At 75.2% G+C, this 18,746-nt stretch carries 19 protein-coding genes and 1 pseudogene; 2 read left to right on the top strand and 18 right to left on the bottom strand.

What is annotated here, in order from left to right; translation table 11 throughout:
- The 3 genes and pseudogenes from ASG49_RS18885 to ASG49_RS06665 form a co-directional block, all read right to left on the bottom strand.
- Positions 1-591: pseudogene (locus ASG49_RS18885) on the bottom strand (hypothetical protein); the annotation flags it as partial.
- A 176-nt stretch (positions 592-767) separates the two neighbouring features.
- Complete coding sequence (locus ASG49_RS06670) at positions 768-1,340, bottom strand: flavin reductase family protein (protein WP_082533830.1); 573 nt, start codon at positions 1,338-1,340, stop codon at positions 768-770.
- Positions 1,333-2,331, bottom strand: a complete 999-nt coding sequence (locus ASG49_RS06665) for a putative zinc-binding metallopeptidase (protein WP_056538669.1) — start codon at positions 2,329-2,331, stop codon at positions 1,333-1,335. Before ASG49_RS06665 ends, ASG49_RS06670 begins: the two co-directional genes overlap by 8 nt.
- 78 nt (positions 2,332-2,409) lie before the next feature.
- Between ASG49_RS06665 and ASG49_RS06660 the strand changes: the two genes are divergently transcribed.
- Positions 2,410-3,150 carry a dienelactone hydrolase family protein gene (locus ASG49_RS06660; protein WP_056538665.1) on the top strand — a complete coding sequence of 247 codons (741 nt, stop codon included), beginning with the start codon at positions 2,410-2,412 and terminating at the stop codon, positions 3,148-3,150.
- Here the strand turns inward: ASG49_RS06660 and ASG49_RS06655 are convergent.
- From ASG49_RS06655 to ASG49_RS06645, 3 genes are read right to left on the bottom strand one after another with little or no spacing between them, the layout of a single operon-like run.
- On the bottom strand, positions 3,147-3,863 hold the full coding sequence (locus ASG49_RS06655) for a glycosyltransferase family 2 protein (protein WP_056538663.1): 717 nt from the start codon (positions 3,861-3,863) through the stop codon (positions 3,147-3,149). The genes ASG49_RS06660 and ASG49_RS06655 overlap by 4 nt on opposite strands.
- Positions 3,860-5,218: a PIG-L family deacetylase gene (locus ASG49_RS06650; RefSeq protein WP_162244500.1), complete on the bottom strand. Its 1,359-nt coding sequence runs from the start codon at positions 5,216-5,218 to the stop codon at positions 3,860-3,862. Before ASG49_RS06650 ends, ASG49_RS06655 begins: the two co-directional genes overlap by 4 nt.
- A gap of 2 nt (positions 5,219-5,220) precedes the next feature.
- Positions 5,221-6,297 carry an acyl-CoA dehydrogenase gene (locus ASG49_RS06645; RefSeq protein ID WP_200936211.1) on the bottom strand — a complete coding sequence of 359 codons (1,077 nt, stop codon included), beginning with the start codon at positions 6,295-6,297 and terminating at the stop codon, positions 5,221-5,223.
- Between the two features lie 142 nt (positions 6,298-6,439).
- Between ASG49_RS06645 and ASG49_RS06640 the strand changes: the two genes are divergently transcribed.
- A complete protein-coding gene (locus ASG49_RS06640) occupies positions 6,440-7,138 on the top strand; it encodes a response regulator transcription factor (RefSeq protein WP_056538657.1) in 699 nt (232 codons plus the stop codon).
- On the opposite strand, the gene ASG49_RS06635 is transcribed toward ASG49_RS06640, so the two are convergent.
- The 12 genes from ASG49_RS06635 to ASG49_RS06580 are packed head-to-tail and all read right to left on the bottom strand — an operon-like array spanning position 7,135 to position 18,742.
- A complete protein-coding gene (locus tag ASG49_RS06635; protein WP_056538654.1) occupies positions 7,135-7,581 on the bottom strand; it encodes a type II 3-dehydroquinate dehydratase in 447 nt (148 codons plus the stop codon). The two genes, ASG49_RS06640 and ASG49_RS06635, sit on opposite strands and share 4 nt — an antisense overlap.
- Positions 7,578-8,693: a 3-dehydroquinate synthase gene (gene aroB / locus ASG49_RS06630; protein ID WP_056538652.1), complete on the bottom strand. Its 1,116-nt coding sequence runs from the start codon at positions 8,691-8,693 to the stop codon at positions 7,578-7,580. Before aroB ends, ASG49_RS06635 begins: the two co-directional genes overlap by 4 nt.
- Entirely contained in the window at positions 8,686-9,231 is a 546-nt protein-coding gene (locus ASG49_RS06625; RefSeq protein WP_056538649.1) for a shikimate kinase, read from the bottom strand. The genes aroB and ASG49_RS06625 overlap by 8 nt, the downstream gene beginning before the upstream one ends.
- Complete coding sequence (aroC, locus tag ASG49_RS06620; protein ID WP_056538647.1) at positions 9,228-10,406, bottom strand: chorismate synthase; 1,179 nt, start codon at positions 10,404-10,406, stop codon at positions 9,228-9,230. Before aroC ends, ASG49_RS06625 begins: the two co-directional genes overlap by 4 nt.
- Positions 10,407-10,449: 43 nt before the next feature.
- Positions 10,450-11,244 (bottom strand): prepilin peptidase, encoded by a 795-nt coding sequence (locus ASG49_RS06615; protein WP_056538643.1) that lies wholly within the window; start codon positions 11,242-11,244, stop codon positions 10,450-10,452.
- Between the two features lie 10 nt (positions 11,245-11,254).
- The gene (locus tag ASG49_RS06610; RefSeq protein WP_255355111.1) at positions 11,255-12,142 is read right to left on the bottom strand and encodes a shikimate dehydrogenase; all 888 of its coding nucleotides are present in this window, start codon (positions 12,140-12,142) and stop codon (positions 11,255-11,257) included.
- Between the two features lie 19 nt (positions 12,143-12,161).
- Positions 12,162-13,319, bottom strand: a complete 1,158-nt coding sequence (gene mltG, locus ASG49_RS06605; protein WP_056538641.1) for an endolytic transglycosylase MltG — start codon at positions 13,317-13,319, stop codon at positions 12,162-12,164.
- A 13-nt stretch (positions 13,320-13,332) separates the two neighbouring features.
- Entirely contained in the window at positions 13,333-13,806 is a 474-nt protein-coding gene (gene ruvX / locus ASG49_RS06600; protein WP_056538639.1) for a Holliday junction resolvase RuvX, read from the bottom strand.
- Entirely contained in the window at positions 13,803-16,505 is a 2,703-nt protein-coding gene (gene alaS, locus ASG49_RS06595; protein WP_056538637.1) for an alanine--tRNA ligase, read from the bottom strand. Before alaS ends, ruvX begins: the two co-directional genes overlap by 4 nt.
- Entirely contained in the window at positions 16,505-16,798 is a 294-nt protein-coding gene (locus ASG49_RS06590; RefSeq protein ID WP_056538632.1) for a DUF6167 family protein, read from the bottom strand. Before ASG49_RS06590 ends, alaS begins: the two co-directional genes overlap by 1 nt.
- A 10-nt stretch (positions 16,799-16,808) precedes the next feature.
- Positions 16,809-17,327, bottom strand: a complete 519-nt coding sequence (locus tag ASG49_RS06585; RefSeq protein WP_056538629.1) for a hypothetical protein — start codon at positions 17,325-17,327, stop codon at positions 16,809-16,811.
- 11 nt (positions 17,328-17,338) lie between these two features.
- Entirely contained in the window at positions 17,339-18,742 is a 1,404-nt protein-coding gene (locus ASG49_RS06580) for a replication-associated recombination protein A (RefSeq protein WP_056538627.1), read from the bottom strand.
- Positions 18,743-18,746: the final 4 nt, after the last annotated feature.

Below are 18,746 nucleotides of genomic sequence, written 5' to 3'. Positions count from 1 at the left end.
CCACACCCCACGTCGTGCGAGGGCTTCGTCCTCCTCGGCGACCGCGCGGTCGGGATCGGCGTGCAGCCGGGCCTCGTGGGCCAGCCGGCGGGCGTCGACCAGCCCGATCTTGTCGGGGACCGCGCAGATCAGCCGGTCGGCGTGCAGCGCGGCGTCGAGGGACAGGTCGTGGGTCTCGCGCGAGATCATCCGGGCCTGCCACACCCCTGGCCCCGAGAGCAGGGTGGCATCGTCGAGCAGGGTCCACAGCCGCGGGAGCCGGAACGCCAGCTCGAGGGCGTCGGCCATCAGCTGCTGCGCGTGCAGCGCCGGCACCCCCAGCGCCGCAGCCAGCTCGACCGGCGCCTCGGGCGCGACCAGCGGCGCACCCTCACCGGCCAGGGGGCGCAGCGGTGCCGGGTCGCCGACCAGGCGGATCTCGCCCCACCCGGCGTGGTCGACCACCCCGTCGGCGTCGACCGGCGCGGGGTGGAGCAGCGCCCACTGCAGCGCGACCCGGAGCTGCCGCAGCTGGGCCTCGTGCTCCTCGGCCCGCGCCTCCCAGGCAGCGTCGACCAGACGCGCCTTGGCGGAACGGGGTGCCGGGTTCATGAATTGATTCTAGGTGGCTGAACCGACAGTATCGAACACGTGTTCGCAGTGCGGACGAATCGCGGTGCCGGGTCTCGTGACGGGACTTCGTCCCTCCTCGACCACCCCCAGTACCACTCCTCCGTCACCTGTGACACGCCCCCAGTCACCCGGACGTCCGGGTGACCAGCAGCGGCTCATCCCTCGGTGAGGTACCCACCCCGGTGGAAGAGGAGGGGGGCGGGGGTGGTGGGCGAGCCGAGGCCGAGGTCGAGGACGTGGCCGATCACGACGTCGTGATCGCCGGCGGGGTGGACGGCCTCGATGCGGCAGTCGACGTGGGCCAGGGTGCCGGCGACGACCGGCGAGCCGGTGACGCCGGGACGCCAGTCGACGCCGGTGAACTTGTGGGGCCCGCGGACCGCCATCGCCTCCGCCAGCGGCTGCTGGTCGGCGGCGAGGACATTGACGCAGAAGTGACCCGCGGACCGCACGCGCGGCCAGGTGCTGGAGGTGCGGGAGACGCAGAACAGCACCAGCGGCGGCTCGAGCGAGACGCTGCTGAACGACTGGCACGTCAGGCCGACCGGCTCGCCCTCGTGCACGGCGGTCACGACGGTCACGCCGGTGGCGAACCGACCGAGCACGTCGCGCTGGTGACGGGCGTGCACGGCGCCGCGGTCGTCGCCGGGCACCGGCGTGTGGTCGCCGAGCCACAGCCCGAAGTCGTCCCCGCCCGTCGCACCCGGGCCGTCCACCGGGTCACCCATCGCGCCGCTCGCCCGACAGCGAGGCGACGAACTCGAGCTTGTCGAGCACGGGGCCGGGGATGACGAAGGGGTAGAGGTCGTCCTGGCCCATGCTCCGGTTGATCATGTTGAGCGCGATGGCGAGCGGCACCCAGGTGCCGACCACCACGTCGCGGAACGAGTCGGGGGCGGCGTCGCCACCGGGCAGTGCCAGGCCGTACTGCGACGCCGTCTCGATGGTGTCGCAGATGTGCAGGTAGTGCGCCCAGGTCTCGGCGAAGTCCTCGAACGGGTGCATCGTGGCGTACGCCGAGATGTACGACGACGCCCAGTCCTCCGGCGGCCCCTCGGCGTAGTGCCGGTCGAGCTCGACCTGGTAGTCGGCGCTCTCGTCGCCGAACAGCTCCCGCGACCGGGCGATCCGCTCCTGGCCCCGCACCAGCTGCCACTCGAAGTAGTGGCCCGACTCGTGGCGGAAGTGGCCGAGCATGGTCCGGTAGGGCTCGGCGAGCTGGGCCCGCAGCTTCTCGCGGTGCGAGGCCTCGGTCTCGGCGAGGTCGATGGTGATCACGCCGTCGGCGTGGCCGATGGTGACCGACTCCGCGACGCTGCTGAGCAGGTCGAAGGCGAGGCCGTTCTCGGGGTCGGCGTGCTTGTCGACGACCGGGAAGCCCAGGGCGTCCAGCTCGGCGACGAGGTGGCGCTTGGCGCGCTCGGCGTCCCAGAACTGCCGCAGCCCGACCGCGTCGGAGTCGTGGGGGCGGGTGCGGGTCAGGTCGCAGGCCGAGCACTGCGCCCCGTCCGAGGACGCCAGCCAGGTGCACCCCGACAGCCCGAGGTTGCGGCAGACCGACCACGTGGCGCCGTCGGGCCCGGCGTAGCGGCCCTCCTCGTCGACCGGCACGATCTCGCGCTCGTCGCGGGAGAAGGCCAGCCGGGTCCCGCAGGACACGCACTGGGAGTTCTCGAAGTGGAGCGGGTTCTCGCACACCCGGCAGCGGTACGACCTCACCCGGTGCACGTTCCCACACCACCCCGCGTCACGCGCCCGCGGGACGTGGCGCGCGGCACAGGCTGCTTGACTGACGCGGTGAGCACCCCGGACCCCCTGGCCGACTGGACGCGCGGCGAGCACTCCCACGACGGCACCACGCACCCGGTCTACCGGCGCGGGAGCGGCCCCGGCGTGATCGTGGTCCACGAGATCCCCGGGATGACGCCGGAGGTGATCGCCTTCGCCGACGAGGTCGTGGCGGCCGGGTTCACCGTCGTCCTCCCCCACCTGTTCGGTACGCCGGGCAAGCCGGTCGGCGTCCCCTACGCGCTCGACACCCTGCGGCGGGTCTGCGTCAGCCGGGAGTTCACGACCCTCGCCACGGGGGTGACCACGCCGATCGCCGGGTGGCTGCGCAGCCTGGCCCGCGAGCTCCACGAGGAGCTGGGCGGTCCCGGTGTCGGGGCCCTGGGGATGTGCTTCACCGGCGGCTTCGCGCTGGCGATGATGGTCGACACCTCGGTCGCGGCACCCGTGCTGGCCCAGCCGAGCGCGCCGTTCCCGGTCGGCCCGCGCCGCTCGCGCGACGTCAACCCCAGCCCCGAGGACCTCGCCGTCGTCAAGGAGCGCGCCGCCGCGGGCTGCCAGGTGCTGGGGCTGCGCTACCGCCAGGACCCTGCGGTGGGCCGACGCTTCGAGACCCTGACCCGCGAGCTGGGCGAGGCGTTCCTCAAGGTCGAGTTCGAGGGCCGCAAGCACTCCACGCTGACGTTGCACCGCCAGCAGGAGGGCGTCGACCGGGTGCTCGCCTTCTTCGAGGACAAGCTGCGCACCTAGAGGTCCGCGACGAACTCCGCGAAGCCCTCCGGTGCCCGTGACACCGCACGGCCCGAGGTGAGCACCGGCGCCGCCGCGGAGGCCACCCACGGCACGCCGGTGGATCGCAGCCGGGCCACGAGGTCGACGTCCTCGCCGGTCGACAGCGGGGCGAACCCGCCCACCGCGTCGTTCGCGGCCAGGGTGAACCCGAGGTTGGCCCCGTGGACGTGCTCGTGGCCCTCGCCCAGCTGGTGAGCCGCGTGCCAGCGGTCGAGCCGGGCCGCGGAGAGGCCGACGGGACGCACCGTGCCGGTCAGCAGCGCCGCGCCGTCGGCCGCGACCTGCGCGTGGTGCCGCAGCCAGTCCGGCGGCACCACGGAGTCGGCATCGGTCGAGGCCACCCACACCCGCTCGGGCGGCAGGTCGTGGTGGACGACCCGGGCCCGGTCCACGCCGGCCGCCCGGGCCCGTCCGACGCAGCCCAGCTCGACCTCGACGGCCTCCAGCCACCCCCACCCCGCAGCCGTACGACGCACCAGGTCGGCCGACCCGTCGGTGCACGCGTCCAGCACCAGGGTGGCCGCCACCCGCACCGCGGGCCGGGCACGGCGCAGCCCGGCCACCGCGCGCGCCAGCGCTACCAGGTGACCGCCCAGGAGCAGCTCCTCGTCGCGCGCCGGCACCACGACGTGGACGGCCAGCGGGCCGGGGCGGACGTCCGCGACGGTCACCGACCGGGGTCCGGCCAGGACGCGTCGGCGCTGTGGACGCGGATCTCGACGTCGCGGTCGGCGTACGTCGCCTGCAGCGGCACCTCGAGCCGCGCCGCCACCCGCTCGTGGACGGCCGGACCGTCGAGCGGCCACCCCTCGATCGGGTGCCGCCAGTGGCAGAGCACGACCACGCCGTCGGGGTCGAGGCTGTCGGTCACCCGGTCGACGAGGCGGTCCAGCGCCAACGGGGAGAGGAAGTAGCCGACCTCGGAGACCACGACGAGGTCGAATCGCCCGCTCGGCCAGCGCGCGGGCACGTCGAGGCCCAGCACGTCGGTGCCGGACGCGTCGGCGAGGCGGGTGCGGGCGGCGCGCAGCGCGGCCGGCGAGCGGTCGACGGCGACCAGGGTGGAGGTCCGCGTCGCCAGGCTCTGCGCCAGCGACCCGGTCGAGCAACCGACCTCGAGGGCGCGTCGGAATCGTGCCCGCGGCAGGGCGGCGAGCACGAGGTCGCGCTTGCGCTTCTCGTACCACCGGCTCTCCACGCCCCAGGGGTCGGCGTCCTGCTCGTGCACGCTGTCGAGCGCGTCGTCGGGGCACTCGGTCGGCGGGGTCACCAGCAGGTGCTCGACGGTGCCGGCGAAGTGCTCCAGCAGCTCGGGGCCCAGCAGGGTGCCGTCGCCCGGCTCGTCGGACAGCGGCGCCACCTGGCTGCGGTGGCTGGCGATGGCGCGCTGCTTGGCCTGCGCCGCGGGTCCGGTGAGCGTGAGCGGCCGCAGCCGCGACCACGGTGCCTCGGCGGGCGTGCCCCAGTGCCAGAACCAGACGGGGTACTCCCACAGCGTCGCGTCCGTACGCCGCGCCGCCGCCGCCGCCGCCCGTCCCGCGGCCTCGTGGTCGGGGTGGCCGTCCTCGCGCCAGGGTGCGGCGAGGACCGTCCGCTCGCCCGCTCCCCCGGCGACGACGAGCTCGACCAGGCGCCGCGTCAGGCGCTCCTGGTGCTCGGCCAGGTCGCCGTCGGGGAGCTGCAGCCGCACCAGCTGCCCCTCCCCGACCCCCAGCTCGAGCGCTGCGGCCCGGGCCTCGTGGGCCCGCACCGCCGCGAGCTGCTGCGGGGTCGTGGTCGGCGAGCCGGGGTGGCTGCCCTCCCCGTCGGTGGCGCACACCAGGTGCACGCACACGCCGGCGTCGCGGGCCGCGGCCACCAGGCCCCCGGCGCCCAGCGACTCGTCGTCGGGGTGCGCGGCGACGACCACGAGGTGGTGCACGCCGCGGAGGTCCAGCGGCTCGCCCGCCGCCCACGCGGGGTGGGCGCGCCAGTCGCGGGCCGAGGTGCCCGGACCGACGTGGGTGAACTCGTGCGGGGTCGGCACCCTCACCACCACCGCTCGACGTCGGGGGCCGCGGCCAGCACCAGCGAGCCCAGCCGGGCCAGGTCGCGCTCGGCGTGGTGCTGGCGCAGGTAGAGACCGAGGTCGGCCACCCGCCGCGCGTGCGGCTCCTCGGTGGCGAGCGGGCCCGGTCCGAGCGCGCGACCGGTCCGGTCGAGCACCTCGGTCGTCGCGTCGGCGACCTGCTGGCGCACCCGGGTGGCGACCAGGTCCGCGCGGGCGGCGTCGGGACGGGTGTCGGCGAGGTCGGCGGCCGCCGCCAGCGCGCCGCGGGCACCGTCCAGGACGGCGTCGACGGCGCCGAGGTGGGTCAGCGCGAGCTGGTCGGGCTCGCGTCGCCCGGCCGACTCGCGCAGCCGGCGGGCCACGCCCACGGCCCCGCCGAACCACACCGCGGCGACGCCGGCGCCGCCCCAGGCGAAGCCGGGGCGGGTGAGGTACCAGTCGGGGTCCCCGACCGGGGTCGCCGGCACCGCGTCGAGGCGCAGGCCGGTGCTGCGCACGGCGGCGAGGCCGCGCGCCACCCAGCCGCCGGTGGCCTGCCGGGCCACCCCGGCGGCGCCCAGGTCGACGGCGAAGAGCCCGCGGCGGGTCTCGTCGACCCAGGCGGTCACCAGGGCGTGGTCGACGTGGTCGGCCAGGGAGCACCACGACTTCTCGCCGTCGAGCACCCACCCGTCGGGGGTCTGCCGCGCCTGCAGCCGGTGAGGACCCTCCGCGGCGTACACGCCCCAGGTGGCGTCGTCGGGGGCGTCGGGCGCGACCGAGCCCGCGGCGGCCGCCTCGGCGAGCACCGCGAGGGCGTCGAGGTGGGGCTCGACGACCCGGGCGACGGTGAGGTCCACCGCGCCGAGGGTGGCCAGCGCCTCCCACAGCCCGACGGTGTCGCCCCCGGCCGGCAGCGGCAGCGTGCGGCCCAGCAGCACGGCCAGGTCGAGGGCCGCGGCGAGGTCCGGGCCGGCCGCGTCGGCGTACGCCGCTCGCACGGCGTCCTCGACGAGCGGGCCCAGCACGGGTGACGCGGCTCGCCCCTGGCGCAGCCGGACGGGGGTGGGGGGCACCGGGTCGCTCCTCGGGCTGGGGTGTCGCACGGACGCACGACGTCCCGACGCTAGCCGTGACCACCTGGCCCGACCTCCCCCACAGGGGTGGCCGTACGCCGTCCGACAGCGGCCGTCACCCCCCTCGTCTATCCTGGCCCCCATGTCCACGCCGGCTCCGGAGCGCACCCCCGGGAGCGACGTCGTCCGCGTCGCGATCATGAACGACTACGAGGTCGTGGTGCAGGGCGTGCGCCGCATGCTGGAGCCGTTCGCCTCGCGCGTGCAGGTCGTCGAGCTCGACAGCGGCGTCCCCGTCAGCAGCCCCGTCGACGTGCTGCTCTACGACGCGTTCACCCGCGAGCGGGCCGTCGGCCCGGTCGCCGAGGTGCTCGCCACCACGGCCGCCCCCGTGGTGATCTACACCTGGCACCTCGACCCGCAGCTCGTCCAGGAGTGCCTCGACCTGGGCGTGGCCGGCTGCCTCAGCAAGACCTCCGCGGCCGAGGAGGTCGTCGACGCGCTCGAGAAGGTCGCCGCCGGCTCGGTGGTGGTCAGCCAGGCCCCCGAGGACGCCGAGGCCACGATCAGCGCCGGCGACTGGCCCGGCCGCGGGCTCGGCCTGAGCGCTCGCGAGTCCGAGGTGCTGGCCCTGATCGCGCAGGGCCTGTCCAACCAGGAGGTGGCCGCCCGCGCCTACCTCTCCATCAACTCGGTCAAGACCTACATCCGCTCGGCCTACCGCAAGATCGGCGTGCAGCGGCGCAGCCAGGCGGTGCTGTGGGCCGTGCGCCACGGGTTCAACCCCGACGAGACCCGCACCGTCCTCGACCCGCCGGGCGCGGTCACCGGGACCCGCTAGGTCCGGTCGCCGGCCAGGTGCTCCAGCGCGACGCGATAGCCGTCGACGCCCTGCCCGACCACCTCGTGCGCCGCGTGCGGCGTGACGTAGGAGGTGTGGCGGAACTCCTCCGGCCGGTTCTTCGGGTCGCTGATGTGGACCTCGACCAGCGGCGCCGTCAGCTGCGCGCACGCGTCGTAGAGCGCCAGCGAGTAGTGCGTCCAGGCCGCGGCGTTGAGCACCACCGGCGTGCCGTCGTCGGCCGCCTGGTTGAGCCAGTCGAGCAGCTCGCCCTCGTGGTTGGTCTGCCGGACCTCGACGGCCAGCCCCAGGTCGTGGCCCCACTGCTCGCACAGGCCGACCAGGTCGGCGTACGTCGTGTGGCCGTAGATCTCCGGCTGCCGCTTGCCCAGCCGGCCCAGGTTGGGCCCGTTGAGCACCAGCACGGTCGTGGGCTCGGTCATGGTGTCCCCCTCCGGACGTGGTCGTAGGCGGCGCGCAGCGCGTCCTCCTCGGGCCCGGCCAGCACCGTCGGCCGGCCCAGGCCGTCGAGCACGAGGAACCGCAGCCGGTCGCCGCGGGCCTTCTTGTCGACCCGCATCGTGGTCAGCAGGTCCTCGAAGCCGAGGTCGTCGGCGTCGACGTCGGCGAGCCGCACCGGGAGCCCGACGGACCGCAGCACCGCCTCGTGCCGGTCGGCCGTGGCGTCGTCGAGGCGCCCGACCCGGCGGGCGAGCTCGGCGACGTAGACCATGCCCAGCGCCACCGCCTCGCCGTGACGGACGCGGTAGCCGGTGCCCCGTTCGACGGCGTGGGCCAGGGTGTGGCCGTAGTTGAGCGCCTCGCGACCCGGGTGGCCGTCGCGGCCGCCCGTCTCGCGCAGGTCGTCGACCACGACGTCGACCTTGACCGCGACCGCGCGCTCCACCAGCTCGCGGAGCGCGGGCGAGGCGGGGTCGAGCGCGGCGGCCGGATCGGCCTCGACCAGCGCCAGGATCCCGGGGTCGGCGATGAAGCCGCACTTGACCACCTCGGCCAGCCCGGCGACCAGCTCGGGCCGCGGCAGCGTGGCCAGGGCGTCGAGGTCGCACAGCACGCCGGCCGGCTCGTGGAAGCTGCCCACGAGGTTCTTGCCAGCACCGGTGTTCATGCCGGTCTTGCCCCCGACGGCCGCGTCGACCATGGCCAGCAGCGTGGTGGGCACGTGGACGACGGGGACGCCGCGCAGCCAGGTCGCGGCGATGAACCCGCCCATGTCGGTGGTCGCGCCGCCGCCGACGGTCACCACCGCGTCGGAGCGGGTGAACCCGGCCTCGCCCAGCGCCTCCCACGCCTCGGCGGCCACCACGGCCGTCTTAGCGTGCTCGCCGTCGGGCAGCGGCAGGTCGAGCACCTCGAGACCGTCGAGCTGGTCGCGCACGCGGTCGACGAGGTCGCCGAGGCCGGGCGCGTGGCACAGCGCCACCCGTCGTACGCCGGGACCGAGCAGGCCGGGCAACCGGTCGAGCACGTCGTGGCCGATCACCACGTCGTAGGGCGACGCGCCACCGACGTGGACCACCCTCGCCTCAGCCACGGGGAGCCTCCAGCCGGGCCAGCACCTGCTCGACGACCTGGTCGACGTCGAGGCCGTCGGTCTCCACGACGTGGACCGCGACCGACTCGTAGACCGGGGTGCGCTCGTCGATCAGCTGCTTGATCCGGCCGCGGACGTTGCCCAGCAGCATCGGCCGGGAGACTCCCAGGCCGACGCGCGAGGCGGCGTCGCCGAGCCCCACGCGGAGGAACACGACCTCGTGGCCGGCCAGCAGGGCGCGGGTCGCTTCGTCGGTCACCGCGCCGCCACCCAGCGCGAGCACGCCGTCGTGGCCCGCGAGGGCCTCGGCCACCGCCTCGCGCTCGAGCCGGCGGAAGTGCGCCTCGCCGGAGTCGACGAAGATGTCGGAGACCGACCGGCCCTCGCGCTCCTCCACGTCGAGGTCGGAGTCGCGGAACGGCACGCCCCAGTGCGCGGCCAGTCGACGGCCGACCGTGGTCTTCCCGGCGCCCATGGTGCCGACGAGGACGACCCGCGGCCGGGTGGCCCCGGCGCTGCCGCTGCCGCCGGTGCTCACCGGAACCGCAGCGTGTCGAGGTAGCTCCCGACGTTGCGCCGGGTCTCCCCCACGCTGTCGCCGCCGAACTTCTCCACGACCGCGTCGGCCAGCACCAGCGCCACCATCGCCTCGGCCACGATGCCGGCGGCCGGGACCGCGCAGACGTCGGAGCGCTGGTGGTCGGCGACGGTGGCCTCGCCGGTGGCGACGTCGACCGTCCGCAGCGCACGGGGCACGGTCGCGATCGGCTTCATCGCGGCGCGCACCCGCAGCACCTCGCCGGTCGACATCCCGCCCTCGGTGCCGCCCGAGCGTCCCGACGTACGCCGCAGCGCGCCGTCCTCGGTGACGATCTCGTCGTGCGCGAGCGACCCGGGGGTGGCCGCGAGCTCGAAGCCGTCGCCGACCTCGACGCCCTTGATGGCCTGGATGCCCATCAGCGCGCCGGCCAGGCGGGCGTCGAGGCGCCGGTCCCAGTGCACGTGGGAGCCCAGGCCCGGCGGCAGGCCGTGGACCACGACCTCGACGACCCCGCCGAGGGTGTCGCCGTCCTTGTGGGCCTGGTCGATCCGCTCGACCATCTGCTTGGAGGCGTCCGGGTCCAGGCACCGCACCGGGTCCTCGTCGAGCCGCGCGACGTCGTCCGGGCCGGGCACCGAGCCGGCCGGGGCGGGCACGCCGCCGAGCTCGACGACGTGGGAGACCAGCCGGGCGCCGGTGGCCTGCTCGAGGAAGGCCGAGGCGACGCGGCCGAGCGCCACGCGGGCCGCGGTCTCGCGGGCCGAGGCCCGCTCGAGCACCGGGCGCGACTCGGTGAAGTCGTACTTCTGCATGCCGACCAGGTCGGCGTGGCCCGGGCGGGGTCGCGTCAGCGGGGCGTTGCGGGCCAGCGCCTCGAGCTCGGCGGCGTCGACGGGGTCGGCCGACATCACCTTCTCCCACTTGGGCCACTCGGTGTTGCCGACCTCGATCGCCACCGGACCGCCCTGCGTCTCGCCGTGGCGGACGCCGCCGGTGACGCGCACCTGGTCCTGCTCGAACTTCATCCGGGCGCCGCGGCCGTAGCCCAGCCGGCGACGGGCCAGGGCGTCGGAGATGTCCTCGGAGGTGACCCGGACGTGGGCGGGGAGGCCCTCGAGGATCGCGGTGAGGGAGGGTCCGTGGGACTCCCCCGCGGTGAGCCAGCGCAACATGGCGCCAGTCTCCCACGGGGCCCGGGGCCCTCCCGGCCCCTCCCTAGTAGCCGAGACCCGCCGCGATCACGGGCGCCGCGACCACCGCGACCGCCGCCCCGACCAGCATGAACGGGCCGTAGGGGTAGCGGCGCCGGAGGCTGCGCCGCAGCAGCGAGAGCACCACGCCGCCGATCCCACCGAGGAACACCATCAGCCCCAGCCCGACCAGGGCGTGCGACCAGCCGAGGTAGCCCAGCGCCGGCCCCAGCACGCGCGCGAGCCGGACGTCGCCGAACCCCCAGGCGTGCAGCACGGCCCAGAAGACCCAGAACCAGCCGCCCACCACCAGCCAGCCGCCGCCCGCGCGCAGCAGCCCGCCCCAGTCACCGTCGAGCAGGGCGGCCAGGGGCAGCAGCACCGCGAGCCCGGCGTACGTCGGGTGCAGGACGCGCGTCGGGAGCAGGGTGGTCCGCCAGTCGACCACCAGCAGCACCGCGCCGACCGGGACCAGCGGCACGAGGTAGAGCAGCGCGCCGGTCCAGCCGAGGGCCGCCCCGAACATCGCCCCCACCAGGGCGCAGGCCAGCACCAGCCCGAGGCGCAGGCCGGGGAGCGCCGCGATGGCGGCGTACGGCTCCTTGGGGGGTGGCGGACCCAGCGGCGAGGCGGCGACCGCGACGGGCGGCGTCTCGACGAGCGGCTCCCCCGCGAGCGTCGGCTCGGGCGCCGCCGGGGCGCCGGGCTCGGGCTCGGGCTCGGGGAGCCGGGCCAGCAGCGCCGGCGCGGGCAGCGCGAGCAGGCCGCACGCCAGGCCGACCACCAGGGTGGGCAGCAGCGAGGCCTCGGTCCAGGGCATCCCCGGGACGCTAGGCCCTCGGGGCGACGGCGGGGCCGTCGTCCACAGGGCCGGGGCCGTCGACGGCGCCGTAGGTGGTGTGGCCGCGCCGGTGCAGCTCGCGCAGCGCGGCGACGCGCAGCAGCTCGACGGGCACCGAGCGCCCGGCCATCACCTGCAGCTGCAGCACGGCCTGGTGCGCGAGCAGGTCGAGGCCGCTGACCAGGGGCCGGCCGGACTCCTCCGCGGCGCGGGCGAGGGGGGTCGGCCAGGGGTCGTAGACGACCTCGAAGACCCGTGGCACGCCCGCGGCCGCGGCGAGCACCTCCGGGGTCTGGGCCCGTCCGGGGATGGTCGACACGAGGAGGTCGGCCCCGGACCCCTCGCCCAGGTCGCCGCGCGCCACCGCCTCGGGCAGGCTGCCGACGGTGACCTGCGGGGCCCGTCGGTGCCGGCGGACGGTCTCCACGGTCTCGGCGGCGCGGGCGGGCAAGCGCACCAGCACGTGGGCCCGGGTGCAGCCGAGCTCGACCAGCCCGAGCAGCACCGAGGTGGCGGTCGCGCCGCCGCCCAGCACGACCACCTCGCGCACCGGGTCGTGGACCCGCTCGACCAGGGCCGCCATCGCGCCGGGCACGTCGGTGTTGAACCCCAGCCGCCGGCGGTCGCCGAGCAGGAGCGTGTTGACTGCCCCCGAGACGCGGGCCCAGTCGTCGAGGGAGTCCACCAGCGGCACCACGGTGCGCTTGAGCGGCATCGTCAGCGACAGCCCCCGCCAGCTGCGGTCGAGCGAGGCCAGGTGGGCCGGCAGGTCGTCCGAGGCGAGCTCGACGGCGTCGTAGGTCCAGTCGAGCCCCAGCTCGGCGTACGCCGCCCGGTGCATGGCAGGTGAGAGGGAGTGGGCCACGGGGGTGCCCACCACGGCGCAGCGCACGGGCCTAGCAGTCCTCGTTGGTGCGGCAGTACTCGCGGAGCTTCTCCACCCACCTGTTGTGCTCCGCCAGCGTCTCGGAGAAGCGGGTGGTGTCGGCCTCGTAGTCGGGCACGAAGAACAGCCAGTCGCCCTGGGCCGGCTCCAGAGCCGCCTCGATGGTCTCTTGGCCGGGCGAGCCGATCGGGCCGGGCGGGAGGCCGGTGTACTTGTAGGTGTTGTACTGCGAGTCGGAGTCGCGCTCGGCCGAGGTGGTCCACACGTCGCCGGAGCGGCCGCTGACGTAGGACACCGTCGAGTCCAGCTGCAGCGCCATGTCGTCGTCGAGCCGGTTGTAGAGCACCCGGGCCACGCGCGGGTAGTCCTCGGACTTGTTGGCCTCGTACTCCAGGATGCTGGCCACCGTGAGCACCTGCTCGGGGGTGAGCCCGAGGTCGGCGGCGCGGGCCTCGATGTCCAGGTCGGTCTCGACGGCCTTGGTCTTGGCCACCATCTGGCTGATCAGCTCGACCGCCGTCATCTTCGGCGGCACGGTGTAGGTGGCGGGGAACAGGTAGCCCTCGGGGTTGCCCGCGGCGTCGGCGGGCAGCCCGATGGCCTCGGCGTCGGCCAGGGCCCGGACCACGGCACGGCGCCGGATGTCGGTGTTCTCCGCGATGGAGTCCACCACCTGGCGGACCCGGGCGCCCTCGGGCACGGTCACGAGTGCCTGCACCAGGTTGGCGGGGTCGACGAGCACGTCGAGGGCGTCGCTCGCCTTCATCTTCTGCTGGAGCTGGTAGTAGCCGACCTGGATGCTGCGGGAGTCCTCGTCGAGGTTGGCGGCCTCGGTGAAGGCGTCGACGCTGGCCACGACGCCCGCCTCCTTGAGGTCACGGCCGATCTGCGCGGAGGTGACGCCCTCCTCCACCTGGTAGACGACCTCGCCGCTGCCGGGCCCCTCGTAGTCAGGGGCCGAGGCGAGCCGGGTGCTGAGCTCGTCGTAGGCCCACCGGCCACCGAAGTAGAGCCCGGACCCGAGGATCACCAGCACGAGCAGGACCGGCAGGCAGCTGCGGGCGCGCCGCTTGCGCGGCTCCTCGTAGCTCCAGTCGTCGGAGTCGCGGGGGTCGTCGTACCCGTCCTCGAGCAGGGGCTCGTCCCCGCTGTAGTCGGTGTGGCTCACGTGTCGTCCGTTCCTACTGGTCCGGGGCGTCGGCCCGGACCAGCTCGCCGGCCGCGGCGCCCGTCTGTCGTTCCCTCTCCAGAGCCCCCTGCAAGATCACCACTGCCGCGGCCATGTCGACCACCGCGCGGCGCTTCTTGCCCTTGCGTCCCTGCGCCCGCAGCTGCCCCTCGGCGGTCACGGTGCTCAGGCGCTCGTCGCACAGCCGCACCGGCACCGGATGGATCCGGGCCGCCAGGTCGCGCGCGAACGCTCGAACCCTACCCGCCGAGGGTCCTTCTCCCCCGGACATCGAGCGGGGCAGGCCGAGGTAGACCAGGCGGGCGTCGTGCTCCTCCACCAGCGCCGCCAGCCGGTCGAGGTCGCCCCTGGCCCGGGCGACGGTCTCCAGCGGCGTCGCGAGGATGCCGTGCGGGTCGCTGCTCGCGACGCCGATCCGGGCCTCGCCCGGGTCGATGCCCAGCCGCACCCCCGGTGCGGTGCTCACGCGGTGGGGCGGCCCTGGGCGAGGTGGTCGCGGACCGCCCGCAGCGCCTCGTCGGCCTTGCTCGCGTCCGCGCCGCCGCCCTGGGCCACGTCGTCCTTGCCGCCGCCCTTGCCGCCGAGGACCTGGGTGGCCACGCGGACCAGCGTGTTGGCCGAGAGCCCGGCCGCGCGGCCGGCGTCGTTGACCGCGACCACGACCGACGGCTTGCCGCCGCCGGTGCCGATCACGACCGCGGCGCCGGGACGCTCCGGCGCCAGCCGGGCGCGCACGTCCAGCGCGAGCGTACGTACGTCGCCGCCCCCCGCACCCGCCACGACCTGCCCGGCCAGGGCGACGCCGTCGAGGTCCTCGGCGGCCGCGGCCAGGTCGCCGGCCGAGGCGAGCAGCTGCGCCACGCGTGCCTTCTCGATCTCCTTCTCGGCGTGGCGCAGGCGCTCCACGAGGTCCGAGACGCGCCCGACGAGGTCGTCGGGCCGGGTCTTGAGCAGCGTGGACAGCTCGCCCACCACGTCGCGCTCACGGGCGAGGTAGGCGAAGCCCTCGACGCCGGTGAACGCCTCGATCCGTCGGTTGCCCGAGCCGACCGAGGACTCCCCGGTCACCACGATGGTGCCGATCTGGCTGGAGTGGTCGACGTGCGTGCCGCCGCAGAGCTCGCGCGACCACGGCCCACCGATCTCCACCACCCGCACCTGCCCGACGTCGTAGGTCTCGCCGAACAGCGCCAGCGCGCCCCACTCCCTGGCCTCGGGCAGGGTCATGTACTGCCAGCCCACCGGCAGGTCGGCGCGCAGCGCACGGTTGGCGACCTCCTCCACGTCGTGCACCTGGGCCGGCGACAGGCCGCCGGTCCAGCCGAAGTCGAGGCGCAGGTAGCCCGGCCGGTTGTAGGAGCCGGACTGCAGCGCCTGCGGGCCGAGCACCTCGCGCAGGGCGGCGTGGACGACGTGGGTGCCGGAGTGCGCCTGGCGCGCGCCGGTGCGCCACTCGGGGTCGACGCGGGCGTGCAGCACCGCACCCGGGGGCAGCTCACCGTCGACGACCCGCACCTGGTGGACGACCAGCCCCTTGACCGGCCGCTGCACGTCGAGCACCTCCAGGGTGCCGCCCGCGAAGTCGATGGTGCCGGCGTCGGCCGCCTGACCACCGGACTCGGCGTAGAAGGGGGTGCGGTCCAGGACCACCTCGCCGACCTCGCCCGCTGCCAGGCTGGTGACCCGTCGGCCGCCGCTGAGCACGGCCTGCAGGCGGGACTCGGTCTCGAGGGTCTCGTAGGCCAGCCACTCGGTGGGCCCGTGCTCGCCCAGGACGTCCCGGTAGGCGCCGGTGTCGGCGTGGCCGCCCTTGCGCGAGCGGGCGTCGGCCTTCGCGCGCTCGCGCTGCTCGGCCATCAGCGAGCGGAAGCCTGCCTCGTCGACCTCGAGGCCGGCCTCGGAGGCCATCTCCAGGGTCAGGTCGATGGGGAAGCCGTAGGTGTCGTGCAGCGCGAAGGCCTGGTCACCGGGCAGGGTCGAACCGCCGCTGTCCTTCACCCGCGTCGCGGCGGTGTCGAAGATGGTGGTGCCGGTGCGCAGGGTCTGCCGGAAGGCGTCCTCCTCGGCGTACGCGACCGTCGAGATCCGGTCCCAGTCGGTGAGCAGCTCGCCGTAGGTCTCGCCCATCTTGTCGCGGCTGACCGGGAACAGCTCGGGCAGCGCCCGGTCCTCGAAGCCCAGCAGCCGCACCGAGCGGACCGCGCGGCGCAGCAGCCGCCGCAGCACGTAGCCGCGCGACTCGTTGCCCGGGGTCACGCCGTCGCCGATGAGCATCATCGAGCTGCGGACGTGGTCGGCCACGACCCGGAACCGGACGTCGTCGGCCGGGTCGGCGCCGTAGCGGCGGCCGGTCAGCTCCTCGACCCGCTGGATCACGGGGAAGACCACGTCGGTCTCGTACATGTTGGGCTTGTCCTGCAGCAGCAGTGCGACACGCTCCAGGCCCATCCCGGTGTCGATGTTGCGCTGGGGCAACGAGCCGGCGATGTCGAAGTCGGACTTCGAGCGCACGGCCGAGAGCTCGTCCTGCATGAACACCAGGTTCCAGATCTCCAGGAACCGGTCCTCGAGCTCGGTCGGCATGTCGGGCCCGATGGTCGACAGGTCGGCGTCGGGGCCGTACGCCGGCCCGCGGTCGTAGAGGATCTCCGAGCACGGGCCGCCCGGACCCGGCACACCCATCGACCAGTAGTTCTCCTTGCGGCCCAGCCGGACGATCCGGTGGTCGGGCAGGCCGGTGACCTTGCGCCACAGCTCGACCGCCTCGGCGTCGTCCTCGTAGACGCTCGGGTGGAGCCGGCTCTCCTCCAGGCCCCAACCGCCGTCGGCCAGCGGCTTGGTGACCAGGTCCCAGGCCAGCTCGATGGCGCCTTCCTTGAAGTAGTCGCCGAAGCTGAAGTTGCCGCACATCTCGAAGAAGGTGCCGTGCCGGGTGGTCTTGCCGACGTCCTCGATGTCGGGGGTGCGCACGCACTTCTGGACGCTGGTGGCCCGCGGCCACGGCGGGGTCTCCTGGCCCAGGAAGTAGGGCTTGAAGGGCACCATCCCGGCGTTGACGAACAACAGGTTGGGGTCGGGCACGAGCAGCGACGCCGAGGGGACGGCCGTGTGGCCGGCCGCCTCGAAGTGCGCCACGAAGCGGCGGCGGATGTCGGCGCTGTCCATCAGGTGGTGCCTTCCTCGGGGATCTGGAGCGGGGTGGGGTGCGTCGGGGGTGTGGGGTGCACGGCCGGCGGACCGGTCTCGGGGGCGACCAGCCCGAGCCGCTCGCGCAGCTCGGCCTCCTTCTCGGCGGCTCCGGTGCGGACCTCCTCGGCCAGCAGCTGGGCGCCCAGGCTCAGTCCGGCGACCCGGTCGCGGAGTCCCTGCGGGGTCAGCGACTCGGCCACGCGGCGGGCGCGGGCCGCGGCGTACACCCCGGCACCGGCACCCGCGACGAACCACCAGCCCCGGTTCACCGCTCGGCCCTCATGCGGCGCGGGCCCCCGGCCCCTCGGGGGGCCGGCGGGCCACCCGGGCCTCGCGGTAGGCGTCGCGCATCTCGCGGCGGCGCTGCTTGCGGGCCCGCTTGGCCTCGCGGCGCATCTCGAAGCGGATCCGGTTGCGCGACTCGGCGCCCAGCGCCCGGCGTACGCCGTGGCCCAGCGCGACGGCCCGCACCAGCGGCTCGCCCAGCGCGGCGTTGAGGACCACGCGGTCGGCGACCATCGGCCGCGCGTCGACCAAAGGGGCCGGCTCGTGGGCGCCCGCGTCGGTGATGACGTACGCCGCCCCGTCGGCGGTCGACCGGACGCCGTCGTCACGACGGTCCAGCCGCGCGGCCAGCCCGTCGACCCGCTCGCGCAGCGCCTCGGACTCGGCGCGGGTGGCGAGCAGCTCGGCCTCGGTGCTCCGCCGGGCGCGGCGCACCTGCACGGCCAGCACGACGACCGCCACGAGGGCGGCGCCGAGGGCCAGCGCGAGTCCCAGGGTGAGCGGCGAGTCCATGGCGCCCGACCCTACCTGCCGCGGACGAGACGGCGGACGCGCTCCCAGCGCTCCTTGAGCGAGGCCTCCGCGCCCAGCGACGTGGGGCGGTAGTAGGTCGCGTCGGCGACGACGTCGGGGGCGTACTGCTGCTCGGCGATCCCGTAGGGCGCGTCGTGGGAGTAGCGGTAGCCCTGGCCGTGACCCAGCTGCTTGGACCCGCCGTAGTGCGCGTCGCGCAGGTGGGCGGGCACCGGACCGATCTTGCCGGCACGCACGTCGGCGGAGGCGGCGTCCATGGCCTTGATCACGGCGTTGGACTTGGGGGCGAGCGCGAGGTGGAGGACGGCCTGCGCCAGGTTGAGCCGGGCCTCGGGCATCCCGATCAGCTGCACCGACTGGGCCGCGGCCACCGCCACGGTCAGCGCGGTCGGGTCGGCCAGCCCGACGTCCTCGCTGGCCAGCACGACCAGCCGCCGGGCGATGAAGCGCGGGTCCTCGCCCGCCTCGACCATCCGGGCGAGGTAGTGCATGGCGGCGTCGGCGTCGGAGCCGCGGATCGACTTGATGAAGGCGCTGGTGACGTCGTAGTGCTGGTCGCCCTGCCGGTCGTAGCGCACCGCCGCGCGGTCCACGGCCCGCTCGGTCGTCGCCAGCGTGATGGTCCCCGGCTCGGCCGCGCCCTCACCGTCGTCACCGGCCTCGGGGCTCTCGGCGGCACCGGCGGCGGCCTCGAGGTAGGTCAGCGACCGTCGCGCGTCTCCCCCGGCCAGCCGCACCAGGTGGTCCAGCGCGTCGGGCTCGAGGGTGAGCCGACCGCCCAGCCCCCGCTCGTCGGCCAGCGCCCGCTCGATCACGCCGCGGACGTCGGCGTCGGTCAGCGGCTCGAGGGTGAGCAGCAGCGAGCGCGAGAGCAGCGGGGAGATCACGGAGAAGAAGGGGTTCTCCGTGGTGGCCGCGACGAGCGTGACCCAGCGGTTCTCCACGCCCGGCAGCAGCGCGTCCTGCTGGGCCTTGCTGAAGCGGTGCACCTCGTCGACGAACAGCACCGTCTCGCCGCCGGTGCGGACCAGCCGGTTGCGGGCGGTGTCGATGGCCGCGCGGACCTCCTTGACGCCCGCCGAGACCGCCGAGACCTCGACGAACTCCCGGTTGGTCTGGCCCGAGACGATCGAGGCGATCGTGGTCTTGCCCGTCCCGGGCGGTCCCCAGAGCAGCAGCGACATCGGCTGGTCGCCCTCGATCAGCCGCCGCAGCGGCGAGCCGGGCCGCAGCAGGTGCTGCTGGCCGACGAGGTCGTCGAGGGTCCGCGGCCGCATCCGGACCGCGAGCGGCGCCGAGGCGTGGGCGTTGCCGGCCAGCGACCCCGCCGTGCCCCCCGGCCGGTTGGCCGGGGCGGCCGCGTCGTCGAGCTCGAACAGGCCGTCGCCGCTCATCGGC

The sequence above is a fragment of the Marmoricola sp. Leaf446 genome (assembly GCF_001424755.1).
GTDB lineage: Bacteria > Actinomycetota > Actinomycetes > Propionibacteriales > Nocardioidaceae > Marmoricola.
Note: the sequence above shows the minus strand (reverse complement) of the source record. Positions and strands in the feature narration are given on the sequence as shown.

Coding starts and splice junctions, on each gene's coding strand:
- ASG49_RS06670 (WP_082533830.1), bottom strand. CDS start 1,340: ATGGGTGACCCGGTGGACGGCCCGGGTGCGACGGGCGGGGACGACTTC.
- ASG49_RS06640 (WP_056538657.1), top strand. CDS start 6,440: ATGTCCACGCCGGCTCCGGAGCGCACCCCCGGGAGCGACGTCGTCCGC.
- ASG49_RS06635 (WP_056538654.1), bottom strand. CDS start 7,581: ATGACCGAGCCCACGACCGTGCTGGTGCTCAACGGGCCCAACCTGGGC.
- aroC (WP_056538647.1), bottom strand. CDS start 10,406: ATGTTGCGCTGGCTCACCGCGGGGGAGTCCCACGGACCCTCCCTCACC.
- ASG49_RS06615 (WP_056538643.1), bottom strand. CDS start 11,244: ATGCCCTGGACCGAGGCCTCGCTGCTGCCCACCCTGGTGGTCGGCCTG.
- alaS (WP_056538637.1), bottom strand. CDS start 16,505: ATGGACAGCGCCGACATCCGCCGCCGCTTCGTGGCGCACTTCGAGGCG.
- ASG49_RS06585 (WP_056538629.1), bottom strand. CDS start 17,327: ATGGACTCGCCGCTCACCCTGGGACTCGCGCTGGCCCTCGGCGCCGCC.
- ASG49_RS06580 (WP_056538627.1), bottom strand. CDS start 18,742: ATGAGCGGCGACGGCCTGTTCGAGCTCGACGACGCGGCCGCCCCGGCC.